This window comes from Bartonella rochalimae ATCC BAA-1498 (assembly GCF_000706645.1).
GTDB classification, from domain to species: domain Bacteria; phylum Pseudomonadota; class Alphaproteobacteria; order Rhizobiales; family Rhizobiaceae; genus Bartonella; species Bartonella rochalimae.
Map to the genome: position 1 here is coordinate 242,181 of NZ_KL407337.1, position 21,585 is coordinate 263,765.

Sequence of the window (21,585 nt, forward strand, 5' to 3'; positions counted from 1 at the left end):
TGTTCTATTCCGAACCTTTTTATAGCTTATTCTCAATCATTTTATCCAAATATAAAACTAAATTTGGTTGTATAAAACTTAACCCTTATTTTTATTAATCGTATAGTGATGCTATACAATAAGGGGCTGCAATAGCAATTGTGAGTTTCAAACATAAGGGCTTAAAATTATTTTATACAACAGGGTCTACAAAAGCTATTAGAGCAGATCACGTAAAAAAGTTATGCGTTATCTTAACGGCTTTAACAAGTGCTACTACGTCCGAAATCTTGAAAGCACCTGCCTTTAAAATGCCTTCTCTTAAAGGTGAACTTACAGGATATTATTCTCTATGGGTGAATGGAAATTGGCGTGTTACTTTTCGCTTTATAGGAACAGATGTGGAGCTTGTTGATTATCAAGACTATCATTGATAAAAGGAACAAAAAGTGATGCATAATTCTGCACATCCGGGTGAAGTTCTAAAAGTGGCTTTCTTGGAAGAAATGGGGCTATCAATACAAAAATTAGCTGACCATCTCCATATGACAAGAGCTTCTCTCTCAAGAGTGATTAATGGTCATGCTTCTATGCGTACAGAGCTTGCAATTAAATTAGAATTAGCTGGTTTTAGTAAAGCTAAATTTTGGTTGGATATGCAAAAAAATTATAATTTATGGCAAACTAAGCATTTTGGTTTGACCATAGAACAGGAAAAAAATCCGCTTTCGAGTATTTACATAGGGTGGCTTTGTTTGAAAGGTGAGCTCACTCAAGAGCAATATGATGCAGCACAAAAATATCTACAGATAAGAAACAATTACCTTTGTGCAAAAGGTTTTCCTTGTGCTATTTATGATGAAATGCCTTCCTCTTCTGATGAGAAGGAAAGAGATAAATGGGTTCAGTTGGCAACAGAACAATTTTCAAGTATGCAAAAGATAGTAAGAGAAGTACAATGCCGCTATAAACAATATAACCTGCATTCCGCATTACAATATCTTGTCGTAGAAGATCAAACATTACCGTATCTTGTGTCTTCATTGCGATTTGCTCTGAATGCTCTCCGGAAATATTTTGTCAGAAAAACTAAATGTTAAATGTTTTACTGGTATTTTTATAAAAGCATTAAAAGCTCTTGAGTTCTTGAAATAGTTTTCAGAATGTTATATATTTATATAATATTTGAGAGAGAGTGTTTTATGCATACAACAAAATTACGTAAAGTTGGAGGATCAGTGATGCTTTCCATACCGCCAGCATTACTTGATGTTCTTCATCTTACAGAAAATACGCAAGTTGGTTTGGCTGTTGATAATGGACAATTGATTGTGAAACCACAGACATTCCCTAGTTATACTCTTGATGAATTATTAGCCCAATGTAATTCCTCAGATGATTTTGCAGATGAAGATATGGAGTGGTTTGGTGCTCAACCTGTTGGTAAAGAGCTGTTGTGATGAAGCGGGGAGAAATTTGGTTTGTATCTCTTGACCCATCTTCAGGCTATGAGCAAAAAGGAACGCGTCCTGTACTAATTGTATCACTGGAGGCATTTAATCGTGTAACGAAAACACCCATTGTCTTGCCTATTACAAGCGGAAGAAATTTTGCTAGAACAGCAGGTTTTGCTGTATCATTAATGGGAGCGGGATTGCATACAACGGGCGTAATACGTTGTGATCAACCACGTGCTCTTGATATTGGAGCGCGTCAAGGGAAGAAACTGGAAACAGTTCCACCTATGATTATGAATGAAGTCCTTGCTAAGCTAGCGACATTTCTGACGTAGTTGGTTTAAATCTTTATCTTGTTGTGCCGTAAAACACCATTCTTTGAGACGGGGGAAAAAGTCATGTAAAAGATTCATTTGATATGAAAAAAAAGCTCTCAGTTTTTTAAAAAAATGCGATAAAAAAGAAGCACATCGGATTGTTGATTTTTTAGATCAGCATGTCGCTTCTCTTGAAGATGTGCGTGCAATAGGTAAGCCCTTAAGAGGCCAATTATCAGGTTTATGGAGGTATCGTGTAGGAGATTACAGGATACTCTGTGATCTTTATGATAAAGAGCTTGTCGTGTTAGTCTTGGCTGTTGGACATAGAAAAAATATATATAAAGGTTAAGGAAAATCTTTCAGAAAATATTTTGATTGTTAGAGCATTGTCCAAATAAATTTGATCAACGCTATAACTGCTTAAATTTGATAAATACACTTAAGATTATTTTTAAATGCTACAGAATGTTGGAATTTCACTGACATCTGTTTCACGTTCAGCGTGCCAAGCATCATAAGCTGCTTGCATACGTAACCAAACAGCAGCTCCATCACCAAACATTTTTCCTAGACGTGCCGAAACAGAAGGCAAAATAGATTTTTTTGCCTTCAAGATATCATAAAGATGCTGACGCGATATACCAAGCATTTGTGCAATTTCCAATTTTGTTTTGCCGGTTTTTGGAATAATTTCTGCTAATAAATCACCTGGATGAGAGGGGCAGCGGTTTTTATGGCGTTTTGCTGGAAAATCATTCATAATTTTGTCCTCAATGATATTGTTCAAGATCAACACGATAGGCATTATATGCCTCAAATTCGAATGTAATACACCATGGTCCATTAACATGGATAGTGTAACGGATAGGATGAAATCCAATCAAAGCATGAAAATTAAATCAAAGTAGAAAGTTTGCCAACAGCTATTATGAATGAGGTATTGGCGAAGGTCGTGACGATCTTTAGTTAACCAATTATATGTAGGAGCCAGTTTTCAGATCAGATATCTTATAGAAGATCAAGCAGTTCAAGTTTATTACGGATTGCTCTTCTGATCTTTGAAGCTGTGAATCTTATGTGAAAAAAGCTAAATAATGTATACATGAATATTTCAAAAAATACGACGTAGATTACAGTCTTTTTATCTGTGTAGTTGCCGTAGAATTGAAACCAGAAAAGCATTATCTGTATTAAAAGTGAAAGAGGTAGCACCTGTATTCTACGTTGGATTGGTGCTATACAGACTGTAAGAGGAAGAGCAGGCATTAAAATGATTAGCGCTAGCAAATAAGGAGAAAAAGAGTCAGGAAGACATACAAAAACGACTAATATGAGACATATAATAATGAAAGTGCCTGCTGCTGCACGGAAGAAAACAATTCTATTGTGTTTGGCAAATTGATTTTTTTCTTAATTGTTATGCGTTTTCTAAGTTTTTCTCGTTTCTCGATTAATTCTTTCCATTTGCTTTTATCTTTTGTAAAGGCATAGCTAATTGTTTCTACCATTGGTAATGTTATTATATATAGTGTTACCGGTGTTACAATTATTATTGCCCATATTATAGCTAATGCTACTCCCAGAATTCCGCTAATAACGTAAAATGCTAATACAGTGATACCAATTAATAGTGGGATTATTATGTAAATAGTTATTACAACTTGTATGATAAACCACATTTTCTCCCTCCATTTGCTAGTTTTCAGTCGTGTAATCGATTCCTTCAGATGATACAACGATATCTTATTTGTTACTAAAAACACTGGATTTAGATAAAGGAAACAAAAAAACACAATATATAGATTTTTTGAGTTGACAAAGTGTTTTGTTTAGTGTTTAATGACGCTATTGTACTTAGTCGACTTGTATCTAAAATTGAGATGTATTTTTCTGTATACCCCGCAAATGCGGGGTTTTTTGTTATTTAGAGGGCGTATTTAATGACATCAGCAAAGATCACTCAGCCTTCACCAACAGTCAAGAGGCGTCTTCCTCCAAGAGCAGGGAGTGGCCGTGTTAAAGGCGTTCCGAATAAAATGACGCGTATTTTGAAAGAAGCAGTGCTTAAAGCCGCTGAGAATGCCGGGAATAAAATAGGGAATGATGGTTTGGTTTCGTATTTAGAAAAGCAAGCTGTCAACTGTCCAGCGGCTTATTTGGCATTGCTTGGTAAAGTTTTACCGTTACAGGTTACGGGTGAGAATGGTGGAGCAATTCAGATGATAGGGCGCGTAGAAATAGCGCCTTTGGTTCATGACAGTAAGACAGATTAGGATTGTCCCGAAGCTTATACCGATTTTTTCAGGAGATGCTTTTGTAAGAGCGGCATGGGGCGGACGAGGATCAGGGAAGACCAGGTCCTTTGCTTTGATGGCCGCTTTAAAGGGGTATCAATTTGGTATGGCCGGTATATCAGGGATGCTTCTTTGTGCACGACAGTTTCAGAATTCGCTTGCAGAGAGTTCATTAGAAGAGATTAAACGGGCGATAGAAGCGTATGATTTTTTACAGGACTATTATAAGGTCGGAGAGGCATCGATTAAGTCGCGTGATGGTCGTATAGTTTTTCAGTTTTCTGGATTAGACCGGAATATAGCGAGTATCAAATCAATGGGTCGGATTTTGCTTTGTTGGGTTGATGAGACCGAACCGGTGACTGAGATGGCTTGGCAAATGCTGACAATAATACAATTGTAGAAACATTATAGATTTTTAGTGTTTAGAAAAGTATCATAAGTGATACACTAGATAATGAAAAAATGCTTCTATCATGATTTACTTAGATTTCTCAAAGTTTACAGTTTTTCATCATCTTTGCTTAGTGATAATATATTTTAGTATATAATAGCCTTTTATGTGGAAAGGGTAGGAGAGTTATACGAATGTTAAAAAAAGTCATGATCGTAGAAGATAACGAACTTAATATGAAATTATTTCGTGATCTTATAGAAGCATGTGGTTATGAAACCGTTGAAACGCGTAATGGCCTTATTGCGCTAGATCTAGCTCGTTCCTCAAAACCTTCGCTTATTCTCATGGATATTCAATTGCCTGAAGTATCAGGGATTGATATTATTAAGCAATTGAAAGAAGATGAAGAACTCAAATCTATTCCCGTTATTGCTGTAACCGCTTTTGCTATGAAAGGAGATGAAGAACGAATTCGCGCAAGTGGGTGTGAAGAATACATGTCAAAACCCATTTCTGTTCCTCACTTTATTACAATGGTAAAGTCCTTTTTAAACTAAGAGCCTCATTTTAGATAATAACAATAAAAAATACTGTTTGATAAATAATTTTAGTTATTTGTTTTAAATAAAAAAATCCTGACTGAAAACAAGAACTCAATCTACCATTATAAAAATTAACGTTTTGAAAATTGGAAAGAGCGTCGCGCTTTTGCTTTACCATATTTCTTACGTTCAACAACACGGCTATCACGCGTAAGAAATCCTCCTTTTTTTAAAATAGCGCGGAGTGCAGGCTCGTAATAAGTTAGCGCTTTTGAAAGTCCATGCCGTACTGCACCTGCTTGACCCGAAAGGCCTCCTCCAGCGACAGTTGCAACAACATCAAATTGAGTATCCCTTTTGGTTGCCACAATCGGTTGACGAAGAATCATTCTAAGAACAGGACGAGCAAAATATTTGTCGAATTCTTTATTGTTAATAGTAATTTTCCCAGACCCTGGTTTGATCCATACACGAGCAATAGCATCTTTACGTTTGCCTGTTGCATAAGCACGTCCTTGTGAGTCAAGTTTTTGTACGTGAATGGGAGCAACATTTTCATTAGATTCTACAATACCTGTTGCGGTACTAAGTTGAGAAAGGGAATTAAGTTCAGCCATATCTAAGCAATCCTTTTATTTTTGCAATTTAAAGCACCTACATTAAGAATTTCAGGCTGCTGTGCTACATGTGGATGTTCACTACCAGCATAAACACGCAAATTTTTCATTTGACGACGACCAAGAGGGCCACGAGGGATCATACGTTCTACGGCTTTTTCAATAACTCGTTCGGGAAAACGCCCTTCAAGAATTTGACGAGCTGTACGTTCTTTGATGCCGCCGATATAACCGGTATGCCAATAATATTTTTTATCGGTATATTTTTTTCCGGTAAGAACTACTTTATCTGCGTTTATAACAATAACATTATCTCCATCATCGACATGCGGAGTAAAAGTAGCTTTGTGTTTTCCACGTAAGCGGTTAGCAACGAGCGTGGCAAGACGACCTAAAACGAGGTTTTCTGCGTTAATAATAACCCATTTTTTCACCACTTCAGCTGGCTTTTGTGAAAAAGTTGCCATAGAAGTATCCTTTATAAGAATCCCTTTAGAAAGTAAGGGCATTTTTTGTTGCTTGGCGTTGTGTATTATTATCACAACAAAATACACTGCAAATATGCTATTTATTTGATATAATGTCTGATGATTTGCGTCAAGAGAAAATAAAACTTATATAAATGTGCTGTTATAATAACTGTGCCAATAATGATTTACTCATTATTATATTTTTGTTATTTATTGGAGTATTATCAGCAGTAATGGGACGATTTCGTTATTTACTTAATATTCAATCTTCTGCTTGTAATCAAGCTTGGATTGATGCGCTTGATATGGATAGGACTAATAACGCTCGTGCCATTTCTCAAAAGTTTGGTTTACCAGACCAGCTTGCTCGGGTTCTTGCAGCAAGAAATGTTGATGAATCAGAAGCTGTGGTTTTTATTAATCCTACACTGCGCGCTTTAATGCCTAATCCAAAAAAATTTACAGATATGGATTGTGCAGCAGAGCGTTTAGTTAGAGCTATTATAAACCAAGAAAAAATTACTGTTTTTGGTGATTATGACGTTGATGGTGCTTGTTCAGCAGCGCTTTTAGCACGTTTTTTACATTGTTTTGGTATAATAGTAAAAATCTATATTCCTGATCGTATTATTGAAGGGTATGGTCCAAATGAACAAGCAATGAAAGGATTAGTACAAGAAGGAGCGAGTTTAATTATTACAGTTGATTGTGGTGCGAATAGTCCCAATGCTATAAGAGCGGCGAGGCTTGCGGGTGCTGATGTTATTGTTTTAGATCATCATCAAATGGAAAATATTCATGAAGAAGCAGTTGCCCTTGTTAATCCTAATCGTCCTGATGATTTTTCTGAGCAAGGACATTTATGCGCTGCTGGTGTTGTATTTATTACATTAATGTGGGTTAATCGTTTATTGCGGGAGAAAAAGTGGAAAGGGGCGTTACCTGATCTTTTAAGTATGCTTGATCTTGTTGCATTAGCTACCATATGTGATGTTGTTCCATTACAAGGCGTTAATCGTGCTTTTGTGGTTAAAGGGCTTCAGGTGGCTCGTTCTATGCATAATCCTGGAATAGCTGCTTTAGCAAAAGTTGCACGTATAGGAGAACCACTTAATAGTTTTCATTTGGGTTTTTTATTGGGGCCTAGGATTAATGCAGGAGGACGTATAGGAAATCAGGCCTTAGGGGCATATTTACTCAGCTGTAACGATAGAGATGAGGCAGATAGAATAGCGCAACAACTAGACCAACTTAATAAAGAACGCCAAGAAATGGAGATATCTCAATTAGCTCAAGCCGAAGCTTATATTGATTCCATTTATCAAGAAAGGACAATACCATCATCATTTGTAATTGCTCATAAAGGATGGCATCCGGGTATCATTGGTATTCTTGCAGCCCGTTTAAAAGAACGTTTTTTCTGTCCTGTTTTGATAATAGCTTTGAAGGAAGATGGTAGTGGTATTGGATCAGGTCGTTCGATTAGTGGTATAGATTTGGGAGCGCTTGTGCATGAAGCCGTTGCACTAAATTTATTAGAAAAGGGTGGGGGACACAGTATGGCTGCAGGATTTACAATTCAATCAGACAAAATTGAAGCTTTTCGTGAATGGTTAGAAGAAAAAATATCTTTAATAGTTTCGCAATTACGTGCCGAGAAGTCTCTTAATATAGATGGTTTTCTTTCTGCTTCTGGTGCTAATAAAGATCTTTTTGATATGATTGAAAAAGCTGGTCCTTTTGGCTCAGGAAATGCTACACCTGTTTTTGTTTTTCCTTCTCACCGGTTAGTTAATTTATATGAAGTTGGAAAAGGCCATTTGCGTCTTATTATTTCTAATATTGAAGGCGAAAAATTGCAAGGAATAGCTTTTGGTGCAGTAGGAACAGCTCTTGGTAAGTTTCTTTCTGAAAATATTGGTAAAACAATTCATTTAGCTGGTAATCTTAGTTTAAATCACTGGAGAGGAAATATCAGCCCACAATTGCGTGTTATTGATGCAGCTGCAGTGGTTTGATCAATATATTTTGAAGATCAAATATCTAAATTATCTGCAAAAGTAGAATTTTCTTGGATGAAGCGAAACCGTGCTTCTGGCTTAGTTCCCATCAAACTTTCTACTGTATTTTTGGTTTCTTGCATATCAACTGCATCGATAGCAATACGTAAAAGTGTGCGTTTTTTGGGATCCATAGTTGTTTCTTTAAGTTGTTCGGCTCGCATTTCTCCAAGGCCTTTAAAACGTCCAATTTCAATTTTAGCTTTTCCAGTAAATTCAGTTTTTAATAATTCATCTTTATGGTTATCATCACGCGCATAAGCAACTTTTCCTCCTTGTGATATTCTATAGAGAGGGGGCACAGCAAGATATAAATGCCCTTGACGAATAAGATCAGGCATTTCTTGAAAGAAAAAGGTAATCAAAAGTGATGCAATATGAGCACCATCAACATCTGCATCTGTCATAATAATGATACGTTCGTATCTTAGATCATCTTCACGATATTTAGAACGTATTCCACATCCTAGCGCGAGGATAAGATCATTAATTGCTTGGCTTGCACTCATTTTTTCACGAGCTGCACTCGCTACATTTAATATTTTTCCACGAAGAGGTAAAATTGCTTGATTAACTCTATTTCGTGCTTGTTTAGCAGAACCACCAGCAGAATCTCCTTCAACAATGAATAATTCAGCTCCAACAGCGGAGTTTTGACTACAATCTGCTAATTTTCCAGGTAATCGCAATTTACGTACAGCCGTTTTTCGATTTATTTCTTTATCTTGGCGCCGTTTTACACGCTCTTCAGCACGCTCAATAATCCAATCAAGAAGTTTTGTAGCCTCTTGTGGAGAATTAGCAAGCCAATGGTCAAAAGGATCGCGTATTGCATTTTCAACAATACGTTGCGCTTCAATTGTTGCTAATCGATCTTTAGTTTGTCCAACAAACTCAGGTTCTCTGATGAAAACTGAAAGGATTGCAATTGCTGAAATCATTACGTCATCGGAAGTAATAATAGCAGAACGTTTATTGCCTATTAATTCAGCATAGGCTTTTAGACTACGCAAGAGAGCTTGTCGTAATCCTGCTTCATGTGTCCCACCTTCTCCCGTTGGAATAGTGTTACAATAAGAGTGTACGCAAGCATCACCACCATACCAAGCGATAGCCCATTCAACTGAACCATGAGCCCCATGCTGTTTTGTTTTACCAGAAAAAACCTTAGATGTTACACGATATTCATTTTTCAATGAGGATAATAAATAATCTTTTAATCCATCAGGAAAGTGAAAAACAGCTTTTTCAGGAATATTTTTTATACCTTCAAGCATTTTAGAATCACAATTCCAGCGAATTTTTACTCCACCAAAAAGATAGGCTTTAGAGAGCGCCATCTTATAGATTTTTTCTGGTTCAAAGGCTACTTTCTCACCAAAAATTTTACTATCGGGATGAAAGCGGACGCGCGTACCGCGACGATTATAAACATCACCTAGATTTTCTAAGCCAGATTGAGGAATACCGCGTGAAAAACGTTGACGATAAAGTTTACGATCTCGTGCTACTTCAACTTCCATATCATCAGAAAGAGCATTAACAACAGAAATGCCTACTCCATGTAATCCACCAGAGGTTTGATAAGCTTTCCCATCAAATTTTGCACCTGAATGAAGTTGTGTCATAATGACTTCAAGAGTAGATTTATCTGGCATTTGAGGATGATTTTCAACAGGGATTCCACGTCCATTATCTGTAACTGTTAAATAACCTTGCTCATCCAATGAGACATCAATTAAATCGGCATAACCAGCGACAGCTTCATCCATTGCGTTGTCGATAATTTCAGAAAATAAATGATGAAGCGCTTTGCTATCTGTTCCACCAATATACATCCCAGGTCGTAAGCGTACAGGCTCTAAACCTTCGAGTACTCGGATAGATAAGGCGTTATACTCATCTTTTTTTATATCATTTTTAGAAGCAGAGGTAGAAATTGACCGAGATGTTTCTTGTGGGGTTACTGAAATTGGCTTATTTTTCTCTTTTGCTTCTATGCGGGACTGAGCATTATTTAAAATACTAAAAAGATCTTTATTATTATCGCTCATATCACTCGATCGTCTATCTAAATTTAAATTGTATAAATAAACCTTTAATCAGAATTAAATTTTATGCCCGTTTTTTAGTTAAAAATCAATGCACTTAGGAAATATCAATTGTCGGACCAAAAATTTGTTCAAAAGCTTGTTTCATAGCAATATCAACATCATGCATTGTTATAGGTAAACCTAGGTCCAGTAAACTTGTTACACCGTGATTTGCAATTCCACAGGGAACAATTCCTGTATAGTGAGATAAATCGGGATCGATATTAATACAAATGCCATGAAAGCTTACCCATCTACGTATACGAATACCAATAGCAGCAATTTTATCTTCAGCAAACGTTCCGTTTAGTGTCAGTGGGCGATCAGGCCGAATAACCCAAACACCAACTCGATCTTCGCGACGTTCTCCTTTAATATTAAATTGTGCAAGTGTTTGTATGATCCACTGTTCTAGTGCACTAATAAAAGCACGTATATCTTGTTTTCGACGTTTAAGATCAAGCATAACATAAGCAACACGTTGTCCTGGACCATGATATGTAAATTCACCACCACGACCAGCTTCATATACAGGAAGAGAATGAGGAGCTAATAAATCTTTTTGTTGAGCACTTGTTCCTGCTGTATAAAGGGGAGGGTGTTCAAGAAGCCAAACTTGCTCATATGCAGTTTTTGCGGAAATATTCTCTACGCGTTCTTGCATATAGCGTAATGCTTCAGGATATTCGATTAAGCTATCACTTATTTTCCACTCAACTGGTGAAGCATTGTGAGTTGCTTTAAAATGATGTAATAAATAATTGCGATCAGTATGTTTCAATTTAGATATCATTAAAAAATATATCTGAAGTTATTTGGTTTTTTATTAGTAAGTAACAAGATACAATATAGGTTTGTTTATTAAAATGAAAATGAAAAATGGACGGTGTAGATATTTTTCTTAAAGTCATAAAAATAAACTCTATTATTTTGAATTATTATAGTCTGATAAAATCTTAAAATGACTAAGAACTTTTTAATTCATAATTTAATTTATCATTTTTTGTTATATTATTGTTTTTAAAAAGTTATTCTATTTAATATAGAAGTGATTAATCTGTATTAAAGATACTTTACCATCTTCCTGATGCACCACCTCCACCTGATGAGCCTCCTCCACCTTTAAAACCGCCCCTATTTGAATGTCTTCTGAATATATTATCAGAGCGTTTACCATCAATACTCAAATTGATAAACCAAAGAGTAAAAATGATTCCCATCCAACGATATTTTTGTGGACCTACTTTTTGGCCAAAAATCATTGCTAAAATAGGTAAACCAATCACTATAAAAAAAATTAAAAATATAATTGTATTAAATATCATTTCTTCTTGTTTTTCTTGTTTACGCTGTATTTCAACGGCTTTAGCTTTTTCCTTGATTCGGGAAATAAAATCAGAATCATTTTCTATAATAATTTTGGTTATTGCGTTGATTGCTTCGATGATACCTTGTTGATAATTCTTATTACGAAAATTAGGAAGAATAAAATTATTAATAATGACTGAAGAAACCGCGTCTGTTAATTCTCCTTCTAAACCATAGCCTACTTCAATACGTACTTCACGTTCGTTTGGAGCAATAACAAGTAAGACACCATTATTCATCTTCTTTTGACCTAGGGCCCACTTACGGAAAAGTAAATTACTATAGGTTTCGATATCAATTCCAGAAAGAGTAGGAACAGTTACAATAACAATTTGATCACCTGTTTGCTCTTCTAAAGCAGAGAGTTTTGTTGTCAAATTTTTTATTGTTGTATGGTCAAGTAAGTGAGCTGTGTCATTAACGTGACCAGTTAAATGAGGAAATGAGATTTGCGAATAGGCAATATCATTCAGCGTAATAATTAAATATAAAAAACTTGTACAAGCTAAAAAAACTAAAATAATACTACGTTGAATAGAATATCGAAATGGTATCATTTAATTGAAATTAACCTGCGGTGTTTGTTGAGCATTACTATCAATTGTAAATGTTTGCATAGATTTTGCATCGCGAAACCATAACTTTGCCCAAATCATTGTTGGCATTGTTTTGAGTGCAGTATTGTACACGCGTACTGCTTCAATATAATCACGGCGGGCGATAGAAATACGATTTTCAGTTCCCTCTAATTGTGATTGAAGAGCTAAAAAATTTTGATTTGCTTTAAGATCAGGATAATTTTCAACAATAGCCATCAGACGTGAAAGAGCACTTGATAAATTTGCTTGATTATTGAGATATTGTTGTATAATTTCTGGGTTATTTAACATATCAGCATTAATAGTTGTTTGCGTTGCTTTTGCACGTGCTTCGATAACATCAGAAAGTACGTTTTTCTCATGTGATGCATAACCTTTAACAGTTTCTACAAGATTAGGAACGAGATCTGCACGGCGTTGATATTGGTTTAAAACTTCACTCCATGCTGCATGTGCTTTTTCTTCATTTGTTGGTATTATATTAAATCCACATCCGCTTAAAAATGGTATTAAAAACGCTAAAAAAACAATAATAAAAAATGATTTTAATATTTTTAATTGAGGATAGATAGTTATAGTTCGTTGTGTAGTTAGTACATCTAGCATAAAATATCTCCGAAAACTTGTTCACGTATATAGGGTATATTTTATAATAGGGTATATTTTATATACGGCAAAGCATTTTGAGTTTTGAAACTGACTCATTAATATTAATATCTTTAATGTTTGTTATCGATATTGCTCATTTTAGAGACGCATCAAAAATTCTTCCTTAAATAGTTCAGGCTTTTAAAAACATGAGTAAATGGATTTCATTATAGCATATAATTCCACAACTCGAATTCTTGTGCGCTTAATCAATAATGTTTTTCAATAGACTCTATGTATAAATTAATAAGAAATTGTCAAGATTAATAAGAAATTGTCAAGCCGATTCGTTAAGTATGTCTGTCTGCACTCTTAATTAAGAACTACTTATAAGTTATTCACATAAATATATGCTGTTTATTTTATAAATTATATCGTGATTAGTTTGTTCAAAATTCTATTATAATAAATTGATTTTATTAAATTTTAATGACTATTTTATCTTTTTAAAATGGTATTTATTATTCTAATACAATAATAAATATTTTTAACGTTCTGTTAACCTCTTGATAAAAAGTGAACTTTAATAATACCATATATACTCACTTGGGAATAAGAATTTTCATAGCATTAATTCCCTTAACTCATATGCAGAGTTTTGTTTGTGTACATGATGTAAAATAGAAATAAGCGGGTTGATAAATGCTTTTAGATAGCAAAGAAAAATTTATTTTCACTGTTAAATTAATATTTCGATTTATTTTTATAGTAGTTTTCACTCAATTGTTAACAGCTTGTGCAAATCCAATAATGCAGCTTTCAACAAAAAATGTTGATAATAATAAAGTTGTAAAGGCTAAAGCTATTTCTGTGCCTGAAAGAATTTTAAATGGACAGAAACAGAATAAATTAAAAAACAAAGTTGCAAAAGGAGTTGTTATTGGTAAGCCTTACCAAATAAAAGGAAAGTGGTACTATCCAGAATCTGACCCAACGTATCAGCGTGTTGGGCAGGCATCGTGGTATGGTTCATATTTTCATGGACGCCCAACTGCAAATGGTGAAGTCTATGATATGAATCTTTTAACTGCAGCACATCCTACTATGCCATTACCTAGCTATGCTCGTGTTACTAATTTGAAAAATGGGTCCTCTATCATCGTTAGAGTAAATGATCGTGGTCCTTACATGAAGAATAGAATTATTGATCTATCAAAACAAGCTGCAATAATGCTCGGTTATTTAAATCAAGGCACGGCGGATGTTAAAGTGGAATATATTTCTGAAGCGCCTATTAATAATTATGATAGTGAATATTTAATGGCTTCTTATAATCCTGGCAATTATAATCCACCTATGATTATGGCATTTTCAGATACTTCAGATACCTTAGATACCGCAGCAGCACAAAAAGATATTACATTGTTTACTTTTAATGCGAATGATTATAATGCGAGTAATCAGAAGGAAAAAAATGAAACTATTTCAATAAGATTGCCGGAAATTGGTCCAGTTTTGATTGATAAGCCTACATCATTCTATCACGTTGCTTCTATTAAAAATAGACGTAGTAAATTAAATGGTGTTTAAAGCATTTTTATAATCTGTAAACACTTTAATTTAAAAAGAGAAGAAACCTTTTCTTATGTAATAAACCGCCTTATGTTGATTCTAAAAGAGAGGGAGAATCAGCGTGTATCTGTTATTGAAGGTTTTATTTTCCTTAATTTGGATATTAATATTCAATGAACAAGGACAAACAAAAAAGTTTCAAACATCTGCATTGCAATTGCTGATATTGGATGACAATACAGATACAATACTTTTTGAAAAACAAAGTGATATTGTTTTTTTTCCTGCTTCATTAGCAAAATTAATGACAGCTGAAGTGGTTTTTTATCAACTCAAAAAAGGATTTTTAAATAAAACACAAAAATTTAAAGTTAGTGAAAATGCTTGGCGAAAAGGAGGGGCGCCTTCCGGTACAACCACTATGTTTGCAAAGGAAAAAACGGAAATTAGTATTTTTGATCTTTTGCATGGCCTTGTTATTGTTAATGGAAATGATGCAGCTGTTATTCTGGCTGAAGGAATAGCCGGTAATGAGGCTAATTTTGCAAAATTGATGAATAAAAGAGCTAAAACGCTTGGATTGCTACACAGCCATTTTGTTAATGCAACAGGGCTGCCTGAAAAAGGACAATTTACAACCTTACGTGATATAATTACATTAGTACGCCATATTGCTCGTGAATATCCTGATTATTATGCTCTTTATCGTGAGCCTAATTTTACTTGGAATAAGATCACTCAGCGTAATAAAAATTCCCTTATTTTTCAAGAAAATGATGTAAAAATAGAGGGGCTAGGTTTTGGTTATAGTGAAGAAGTAGGTTTTTCAACTGTTATTTCTGCTTATAATAATCAGCAACGTATTTTTCTTGCAATTAACGGTCTGCAAAATAAACAAGAGCGTACAAAAGAAGTAAAGCGCATTCTTGAATGGGCTATGACAGCTTTTGATCTTAAAACAGTTTTTACAAGAGATGAGGTGGTTGGTTATGCCTCTGTTTATGGTGGAGCACAAAATTCTGTTCCGCTTATTGTTAAAGAGCCGATAAGTTTTATGCTTTTAAAGCAAAAAAATTTTAATGATGTTAACGCAATAATTCAGTATCATGGCCCATTAAAAGCTCCCGTCACTACAGGACAAAAAGTTGGTATTATTCAAATTTTTTCAGATAAACAACTTCTTGTTGAAAAATTAATTTGGGCTGGAGCAGATGTTCAAAAAGGAAATTTTTTTGTAAAAGTAAAAGATGCATTTCATGAAATAACAATTGGATGGTTACGAAAATATTTATAATGAGCAAACATGCACAAAAATAAGGAATTAAGAGATTCATACATGTCAGGCTACTTTATTACATTTGAAGGAGGAGAAGGTGTAGGAAAAACAACTCAAATTTCTTTGCTTGCTCAATATTTAGGTAGAAAAGGTTATGATGTTATTATAACACGTGAACCTGGAGGAACAGCAGGCGCAGAAGCAATACGCTATATTTTATTATCAGGTAGTGTAGCCCAATATGGGCCATTTATTGAAACGTTTTTATTTACAGCAGCACGTGCCGATCATGTTTCTGAAATCATTATGCCTTCTTTGCAAGCTGGAAAAATTGTTTTATGTGATCGATTTATTGATTCTACACGTGTTTATCAAGGGATAAATAAAGGGATAAATAATAGAGTGGATGCACATATTTTTTCTATTTTAGAACATATTGGTATGAAGGGAATAAAACCTGATTTAACGTTTTTATTAGATATACCCGCAAAACTTGGTATAGAGCGTGTAAACTTACGAAGAAAAAAAATAGAAAAAATTGATTATTTTGAAAAAGATGATCTCGCTATTCAAGAGCAAAGACGCCAAGCTTTTCTTGAATTAGCGAAACATGAACCCTATAGATTTCAAGTTATTGATGGTACATGCGCAGTTGAAGTAATTGCGGATCAGATAAAAGATATTTGTCATCAGTTACTACCGGCTTTTCCATGAATGATATAAATTTTTTATGTCAATATGATGATATTGACGGCATTTTATCACCTTCACAGAATAATATTCTCATTGGCCATGAAGAGGCTCGTCATTTTTTAGAACAAATGCTTAGAGAAGGGCGGCTGTATCATGCGCTATTATTTGAAGGAGAACGTGGGATAGGAAAAGCAACGTTAGCATTTCACTTTGCTTGGAATATTTTAAATTCTCAAAAAGATAAATTTTTACAACCAGAACAAGATTCAATTATATGGCGCCAAATTAAGCAGGGTAGTCATCCCAGTATTATACATGTCTCACGTCGTTTTAATACAAAAACAAAAAAGTTCAAAACAGGTATCACAGTTGATGATATCCGCGATATCAAGCATTTTTTAAATCAAACGTCTCAAGATAGCTTATGGCGCATTATCATTATTGATTCTGCAGATGATATGAATAAAAATGCTACAAACGCTATTCTTAAAATGCTTGAAGAGCCTCCAACAAAAACTTTATTTATTATTATTTCGCATTCTTTAGGCAAATTGCTTCCAACAATTCGTTCACGTTGTCAAAAAATCTCCCTAAGACCTTTACATAAGGATGAAATGCAAAAAGCTATTTCACATTTTTTTTCCAATCAGGTATTAACTAATCCGCAAAATATTGAAACAATTATTCACAAATCTCGGGGAAGTCTTCGAAAAGCAGCATTACTTCTTTGTTATGATGAGCTTGAAGTTATTCAAACTATTAATCAGCTCTTAGAGCAATCTATTTGTAATCCTGTTATTGTGCATAATTTTGCTCAAGCGCTTTCATCATCTGATGCGGAGATACAATTTCAACAGTTTTGTAATGAAATTCTTGATATAATTCACAAAAAAGCTCTTAAGTTAGTAGAAGAGGGAGCTATTCATTTATCAAAAAAGTATGCGCAAATGTGGCAAAATATTTTTCAAGCAATGATAGAAATGCAATCATTTAATCTTGATAAAAAGCAATTTGTGATTAATCTTCTTTTTAAAATTCATGGGATTGTTTATGAAAATAAGTTTTTTCCGTGACAATGTTATGAACAAACATTATGTCACTATATTCTTTGGTTATATTTTACAATGAGTATAATTATGCGTGACATATACTATATAACGACTCCAATTTTTTATCCCAATAGTGCTCCGCATATTGGACATGCCTATAACGCAATTGTAAGTGATACTTTGGCTCGTTTTCAAAAAGCTGATGGAAAAAATGTATTTTTTCTATCTGGTACGGATGAACATGGTCTAAAGATGCAACAAACAGCAGAAATGTTAAATATAACACCTCAACAACTTGCAGATCGCAACAGTGCTGTTTTTCAAAAAATGCTTGCAGTGCTTAATTGCTCTAATAATGATTTTATTCGCACAACGGAAGAACGGCATCATAAAGCTTGTCAAGAACTTTGGAAAAAAATGGAAGCTAAAGGTGATATTTATCTTGGTTGTTATGCTGGTTGGTATTCAGTTCGTCAAGAATCTTACTATGAAGAGAAAGATACCGAAGTTGATCAAGAAGGAGTTCGTCGTGAGAAAGAGTTAGGATCTCCAGTTGAATGGAATGAAGAAGAAAGTTATTTTTTCAGACTTTCACGTTATGAAAAAGCACTTCTTCAACATTATGAAAAATATCCTGATTTTATTGGGCCTAATGAGCGACGCAATGAAATTATAAGTTTTGTTAAATCAGGCCTGAAAGACATTTCCATTTCACGAACAACTTTTGATTGGGGCATTCGTGTTCCGGGAAATCCAAAACATGTAATGTACGTTTGGGTTGATGCACTAACAAATTATCTTACTGGAATTGATTTTTTCAATGAGACTTCGAAAAAACGTAATTTTTGGCCTGCAGATGTCCATATTATTGGTAAAGACATTACTCGTTTTCATGCAATTTATTGGCCAGCATTTTTAATGTCTGCTGAAATTGAATTACCTAAACGAATTTTCGCACACGGATTTTTACTTAATCGCGGTGCTAAAATGTCAAAGTCTATTGGAAATGTAGTTGATCCTTTTGAAATGGTTGATTGTTATGGACTTGATCAAGTACGTTATTTTTTTCTTCGTGAAGTACCATTTGGACAAGATGGTAGTTACAATCATGATAATTTTGTAAATCGCATTAATGCTGATCTTGCTAATGATCTTGGTAATTTAGCGCAACGTTCTTTATCTATGGTTGAAAAAAATTGTAATATGAAAGTTCCTACGCCAGCTGCATTTCTAATTCAAGATGAACAACTGTTGAAACAATCTCTTCAAGTGCTTGAAGTTGTCCGCCAAACTATGTCAAATCAGGCCCCACATTTAGCACTTTCGGCTATTTTTTCAGTTGTAGCAGATGCCAATCGTTATTTTGCTAATGAAGAGCCTTGGAGTTTGCGTAAAAATAATCCAGAAAGGTTTTTTACAGTTCTCTATATAACTTTAGAGGTTTTGCGGCGAATAGGGATCATGCTTTTACCTTTCATTCCACAATCAGCAACTAAACTTCTTGATAGTCTTGCAATTGCTGAAGAGGATCGATTATTGCATCATATTAGTGATTTAAAAATTAAAGAGGAGACAGTACTTCCACCACCAGTACCAATTTTCCCTCGTTATATTTCTAAAGAAAGCTGATATTAACAATGTTAATTGATACGCACTGCCATCTTGATTTTGAGGATTTTTCACAAGACTTGAGTGGAATTATTCAGCGAGCTCTAGCTGCTAATGTTGGACGCATGATAACAATTTCGACACATTCTCATAAGCTCGATAAGCTTTTAGAAATTACACAAACTTATGATCAAGTCTTTTGTTCTGTTGGAACTCATCCTAACTATGTACATGAAGAACAAAATATTCAAGTTGAAAATCTTATTCATTTATCAAGGCATCCTAAAATCGTTGCATTTGGTGAATCTGGACTTGATTATCATTACAATTATTCTTCGCCTCAAGAGCAAAAGAAAAATTTTATAAAGCATATTATTGCTTCTCAAGAAACACAATTACCTCTTGTGATTCATTCGCGTAATGCTGATTTAGATATGGAACAAATATTACGTGAGAAAATAAAAGAAAAATGTTTTCCATTTATTCTTCATTGTTATTCTTCTGGAATGCAGCTTGCTCATGCCGGTATTGAACTTGGTGGCTATATATCTTTTTCAGGTATTCTTACTTTCAAGAATGCTTCTGAAATTCGTGAAATAGCAAAGATTATTCCTCATAAGCGCTTATTGATTGAAACAGATGCTCCGTTTTTAGCACCTGTTCCTTATCGTGGTAAAACAAATGAGCCATCTTTTTTGTATCATACAGCTACTGTTCTTGCTAAAACTATTAATTTAAGCATTGAAGAAGCAATACAAATAACAACGCAGAATGCTTTTCGTTTGTTTAGTAAAATGAAATAGAGCAAAAAATGTGTCATCGATATCGTTTTACAATATTGGGTTGCGGTTCATCACCAGGAGTACCACGTCCTAATGGTTATTGGGGAGCTTGTGATTCAAATAATTCTAAAAATAAACGCTATAGAACTTCTTTATTAGTTGAACGAATTCATAAATTAGGAATGAAAACAACAGCCATTATTGATACTGGTCCAGATTTTCGTTCACAAATGATTAATGCGCGTGTTAGCCATCTTAATGCTGCTGTTTATACGCATTTCCATGCAGATCATACTCACGGTATTGATGATTTACGCAGCTATGCTCTTGCACAAAAATGTTTAATAGATATTTATGCAGATGCTTTTACGTTAAAACACCTTAATAAAGCTTTTGGTTATTGTTTTCAAACGCCAAAAGGATCACATTATTTACCTATTTTAAAAGAAAATCTTATATGTGAAAAAAGTGAGTTTAGAATCCAAGGGGAGGGTGGAGACATTATTTTAAAGGCACATTTACAAATTCATGGCGCCACTCATTCTTTGGGTTTTCGTATTGGTAATGTTGCTTATTGCACAGATGTTAGCGAATTTCCTGAAGAAACACTATCAGGCCTTATGAATTTAGATGTTTTAATTATTGATGCTCTTCAATTTAAGCCTCATCCAAGCCATTTTTCAGTTGATCAAGCATTATATTGGATAAAATATTTAAAACCAAAACGGGCTATATTAACACATATGGATAACTCGCTTGATTATAATGATGTTGTAAATTATGTCCCAGCACATGTTGAGCCAGCGTATCAAGGACTTACTTTTGAAACAAATGTACTATAAGATAGATATTTTATAAATTATCGCATAATATATATTATGGAACTTTAATTCATTAAAATTAATATAAGAATAATTGCTTTCTTATTTTTTCTTATTTTTTACACCTAATTTTGGAAAAAATTGCATAACAGCACCAATACAATAAATGTAAAAACCAGAGATTGAAATTCCAATTTTAATCCAATTTGGAGCATTTAGCTGATGAAAAAGTGCAGCTATACCAAAACAGCACCATATAAGAAAAATTAGAAAATTAAGCACACGTAATCGGATAACTCTCACTGGATGGATAAAATAAATAGGTAAAAAAGATATAATTGCCGATAAAGAAATAATAATGAAAGTAACATATTCCCCCGGTCTTAGTACAAAAAGCATAAACACTATCATATTCCAAACTACAGGAAATCCTTTAAAAAAATTTTCTTCAGTTTTCATTCCAGTATCTGCGTAATAAATAGCTGATGAAATGATGATAATGGCGCTTAATATAAATGATAGTCTAGGATTCATAAAACCACTTTGATAAAGCGCAAATGCTGGAATTAAAACATAAGTTATATAATCAATAATATTGTCTAGTATTTCACCAGACCAGGTTGGAAGTACACATTTTATGTCTAATTTACGTGCAATTGGCCCATCAATACCATCAACAAAAAGAGCAACTCCAAGCCAGAAAAACATAGAGACCCATTCTTTTTCGGATGCAGATATTAGAGAGAGAAACGCCAAAAATGAGCCTGAGGCTGTTAATAAATGAACAGAAAATGCTTTTACTTGCAATACTGTTATTATTTTTGGATATAAGCTATCCCTATTGATTTTAGTCTTAGGTTTCAAGGTTTTCTATCCTAATTAGAGCCTTTATTTATTTTTTAAAATGCTATCTCTGTTTATTTTATGACTGATATCTAAAAAGAGTACAAGATAACTACTTTATATTTATTTAGGTAATATAATAAGATATAATTTATGT

Annotated in this window: 23 protein-coding genes and 4 pseudogenes; 17 read left to right on the forward strand and 10 right to left on the reverse strand. The window is 34.1% G+C overall.

Annotated elements, in window-relative coordinates; all coding sequences use genetic code 11:
- Positions 1-131: 131 nt before the first annotated feature.
- The 6 genes and pseudogenes from O99_RS01015 to O99_RS06700 form a co-directional block, all read left to right on the forward strand.
- Complete coding sequence (locus O99_RS01015; protein WP_035005763.1) at positions 132-413, forward strand: type II toxin-antitoxin system RelE/ParE family toxin; 282 nt, start codon at positions 132-134, stop codon at positions 411-413.
- 18 nt (positions 414-431) lie between these two features.
- Positions 432-659, forward strand: a pseudogene (locus tag O99_RS07165) (HigA family addiction module antitoxin); the annotation flags it as partial.
- On the forward strand, positions 636-1,079 hold the full coding sequence (locus O99_RS07015; RefSeq protein ID WP_035006667.1) for a hypothetical protein: 444 nt from the start codon (positions 636-638) through the stop codon (positions 1,077-1,079). The pseudogene O99_RS07165 and the gene O99_RS07015, both read left to right, overlap by 24 nt.
- Before the next feature lie 102 nt (positions 1,080-1,181).
- Complete coding sequence (locus tag O99_RS01025; protein ID WP_035005764.1) at positions 1,182-1,439, forward strand: AbrB/MazE/SpoVT family DNA-binding domain-containing protein; 258 nt, start codon at positions 1,182-1,184, stop codon at positions 1,437-1,439.
- On the forward strand, positions 1,439-1,771 hold the full coding sequence (locus O99_RS01030; protein ID WP_035005765.1) for a type II toxin-antitoxin system PemK/MazF family toxin: 333 nt from the start codon (positions 1,439-1,441) through the stop codon (positions 1,769-1,771). The genes O99_RS01025 and O99_RS01030 overlap by 1 nt, the downstream gene beginning before the upstream one ends.
- A gap of 97 nt (positions 1,772-1,868) precedes the next feature.
- Positions 1,869-2,105, forward strand: a pseudogene (locus tag O99_RS06700) (type II toxin-antitoxin system RelE family toxin); the annotation flags it as partial.
- Positions 2,106-2,207: 102 nt separating this feature from the next.
- On the opposite strand, the gene O99_RS01035 reads toward O99_RS06700, so the two are convergent.
- The 3 genes and pseudogenes from O99_RS01035 to O99_RS01040 form a co-directional block, all read right to left on the reverse strand.
- A complete protein-coding gene (locus O99_RS01035) occupies positions 2,208-2,516 on the reverse strand; it encodes a HigA family addiction module antitoxin (protein WP_035005766.1) in 309 nt (102 codons plus the stop codon).
- 10 nt (positions 2,517-2,526) lie between these two features.
- Positions 2,527-2,655 (reverse strand): annotated as a pseudogene (locus O99_RS07020) (type II toxin-antitoxin system RelE/ParE family toxin); the annotation flags it as partial.
- A gap of 426 nt (positions 2,656-3,081) precedes the next feature.
- Entirely contained in the window at positions 3,082-3,435 is a 354-nt protein-coding gene (locus O99_RS01040) for a hypothetical protein (protein WP_035005768.1), read from the reverse strand.
- A gap of 261 nt (positions 3,436-3,696) precedes the next feature.
- Between O99_RS01040 and O99_RS01045 the strand changes: the two genes are divergently transcribed.
- From O99_RS01045 to O99_RS01055, 3 genes and pseudogenes are all read left to right on the forward strand, one after another.
- The gene (locus O99_RS01045; RefSeq protein WP_035005770.1) at positions 3,697-4,029 is read left to right on the forward strand and encodes a hypothetical protein; all 333 of its coding nucleotides are present in this window, start codon (positions 3,697-3,699) and stop codon (positions 4,027-4,029) included.
- Positions 4,010-4,435: pseudogene (locus tag O99_RS01050) on the forward strand (phage terminase large subunit); the annotation flags it as partial. The gene O99_RS01045 and the pseudogene O99_RS01050, both read left to right, overlap by 20 nt.
- Before the next feature lie 203 nt (positions 4,436-4,638).
- On the forward strand, positions 4,639-5,004 hold the full coding sequence (locus tag O99_RS01055; RefSeq protein WP_035005772.1) for a response regulator: 366 nt from the start codon (positions 4,639-4,641) through the stop codon (positions 5,002-5,004).
- Positions 5,005-5,120: 116 nt separating this feature from the next.
- Here the strand turns inward: O99_RS01055 and rpsI are convergent, their stop codons facing one another.
- On the reverse strand, positions 5,121-5,606 hold the full coding sequence (rpsI, locus tag O99_RS01060; protein WP_035005774.1) for a 30S ribosomal protein S9: 486 nt from the start codon (positions 5,604-5,606) through the stop codon (positions 5,121-5,123).
- Positions 5,607-5,608: 2 nt separating this feature from the next.
- Positions 5,609-6,073 (reverse strand): 50S ribosomal protein L13, encoded by a 465-nt coding sequence (gene rplM / locus O99_RS01065; RefSeq protein ID WP_035006670.1) that lies wholly within the window; start codon positions 6,071-6,073, stop codon positions 5,609-5,611.
- 236 nt (positions 6,074-6,309) lie between these two features.
- On the opposite strand from rplM, the gene recJ reads away from it, so the two are divergent.
- Entirely contained in the window at positions 6,310-8,094 is a 1,785-nt protein-coding gene (recJ, locus tag O99_RS01070) for a single-stranded-DNA-specific exonuclease RecJ (RefSeq protein WP_035005776.1), read from the forward strand.
- Positions 8,095-8,111: 17 nt separating this feature from the next.
- On the opposite strand, the gene parE is transcribed toward recJ, so the two are convergent.
- The 4 genes from parE to O99_RS01090 form a co-directional block, all read right to left on the reverse strand.
- Entirely contained in the window at positions 8,112-10,190 is a 2,079-nt protein-coding gene (gene parE, locus O99_RS01075; RefSeq protein WP_035005777.1) for a DNA topoisomerase IV subunit B, read from the reverse strand.
- Between the two features lie 94 nt (positions 10,191-10,284).
- Positions 10,285-11,022, reverse strand: a complete 738-nt coding sequence (lipB, locus tag O99_RS01080) for a lipoyl(octanoyl) transferase LipB (RefSeq protein ID WP_035005779.1) — start codon at positions 11,020-11,022, stop codon at positions 10,285-10,287.
- A 280-nt stretch (positions 11,023-11,302) separates the two neighbouring features.
- Positions 11,303-12,154: a TPM domain-containing protein gene (locus tag O99_RS01085; RefSeq protein ID WP_035005781.1), complete on the reverse strand. Its 852-nt coding sequence runs from the start codon at positions 12,152-12,154 to the stop codon at positions 11,303-11,305.
- Positions 12,155-12,802, reverse strand: coding sequence for a LemA family protein (locus tag O99_RS01090; protein WP_035005783.1), 648 nt, complete (start codon positions 12,800-12,802; stop codon positions 12,155-12,157).
- A 684-nt stretch (positions 12,803-13,486) separates the two neighbouring features.
- Here O99_RS01090 and O99_RS01095 point away from each other — a divergent pair.
- The 7 genes from O99_RS01095 to O99_RS01125 all read left to right on the forward strand — a co-directional run bounded on the left by O99_RS01095 (position 13,487) and on the right by O99_RS01125 (position 20,606).
- The gene (locus O99_RS01095) at positions 13,487-14,374 is read left to right on the forward strand and encodes a septal ring lytic transglycosylase RlpA family protein (protein WP_035005785.1); all 888 of its coding nucleotides are present in this window, start codon (positions 13,487-13,489) and stop codon (positions 14,372-14,374) included.
- A 103-nt stretch (positions 14,375-14,477) separates the two neighbouring features.
- Entirely contained in the window at positions 14,478-15,650 is a 1,173-nt protein-coding gene (locus O99_RS01100) for a D-alanyl-D-alanine carboxypeptidase family protein (RefSeq protein ID WP_035005787.1), read from the forward strand.
- Positions 15,651-15,692: 42 nt separating this feature from the next.
- Positions 15,693-16,346, forward strand: a complete 654-nt coding sequence (gene tmk, locus O99_RS01105) for a dTMP kinase (protein WP_035005788.1) — start codon at positions 15,693-15,695, stop codon at positions 16,344-16,346.
- Positions 16,343-17,398: a DNA polymerase III subunit delta' gene (locus O99_RS01110; RefSeq protein ID WP_035005790.1), complete on the forward strand. Its 1,056-nt coding sequence runs from the start codon at positions 16,343-16,345 to the stop codon at positions 17,396-17,398. The genes tmk and O99_RS01110 overlap by 4 nt, the downstream gene beginning before the upstream one ends.
- Before the next feature lie 63 nt (positions 17,399-17,461).
- On the forward strand, positions 17,462-19,003 hold the full coding sequence (metG, locus tag O99_RS01115) for a methionine--tRNA ligase (protein ID WP_153300819.1): 1,542 nt from the start codon (positions 17,462-17,464) through the stop codon (positions 19,001-19,003).
- A gap of 8 nt (positions 19,004-19,011) precedes the next feature.
- Positions 19,012-19,785, forward strand: coding sequence for a TatD family hydrolase (locus O99_RS01120; RefSeq protein WP_035005792.1), 774 nt, complete (start codon positions 19,012-19,014; stop codon positions 19,783-19,785).
- 8 nt (positions 19,786-19,793) lie between these two features.
- Positions 19,794-20,606 carry an MBL fold metallo-hydrolase gene (locus O99_RS01125; protein WP_035005794.1) on the forward strand — a complete coding sequence of 271 codons (813 nt, stop codon included), beginning with the start codon at positions 19,794-19,796 and terminating at the stop codon, positions 20,604-20,606.
- An 81-nt stretch (positions 20,607-20,687) separates the two neighbouring features.
- On the opposite strand, the gene pcsA is transcribed toward O99_RS01125, so the two are convergent.
- Positions 20,688-21,449 (reverse strand): phosphatidylcholine synthase, encoded by a 762-nt coding sequence (gene pcsA, locus O99_RS01130; RefSeq protein ID WP_035005796.1) that lies wholly within the window; start codon positions 21,447-21,449, stop codon positions 20,688-20,690.
- Positions 21,450-21,585: the final 136 nt, after the last annotated feature.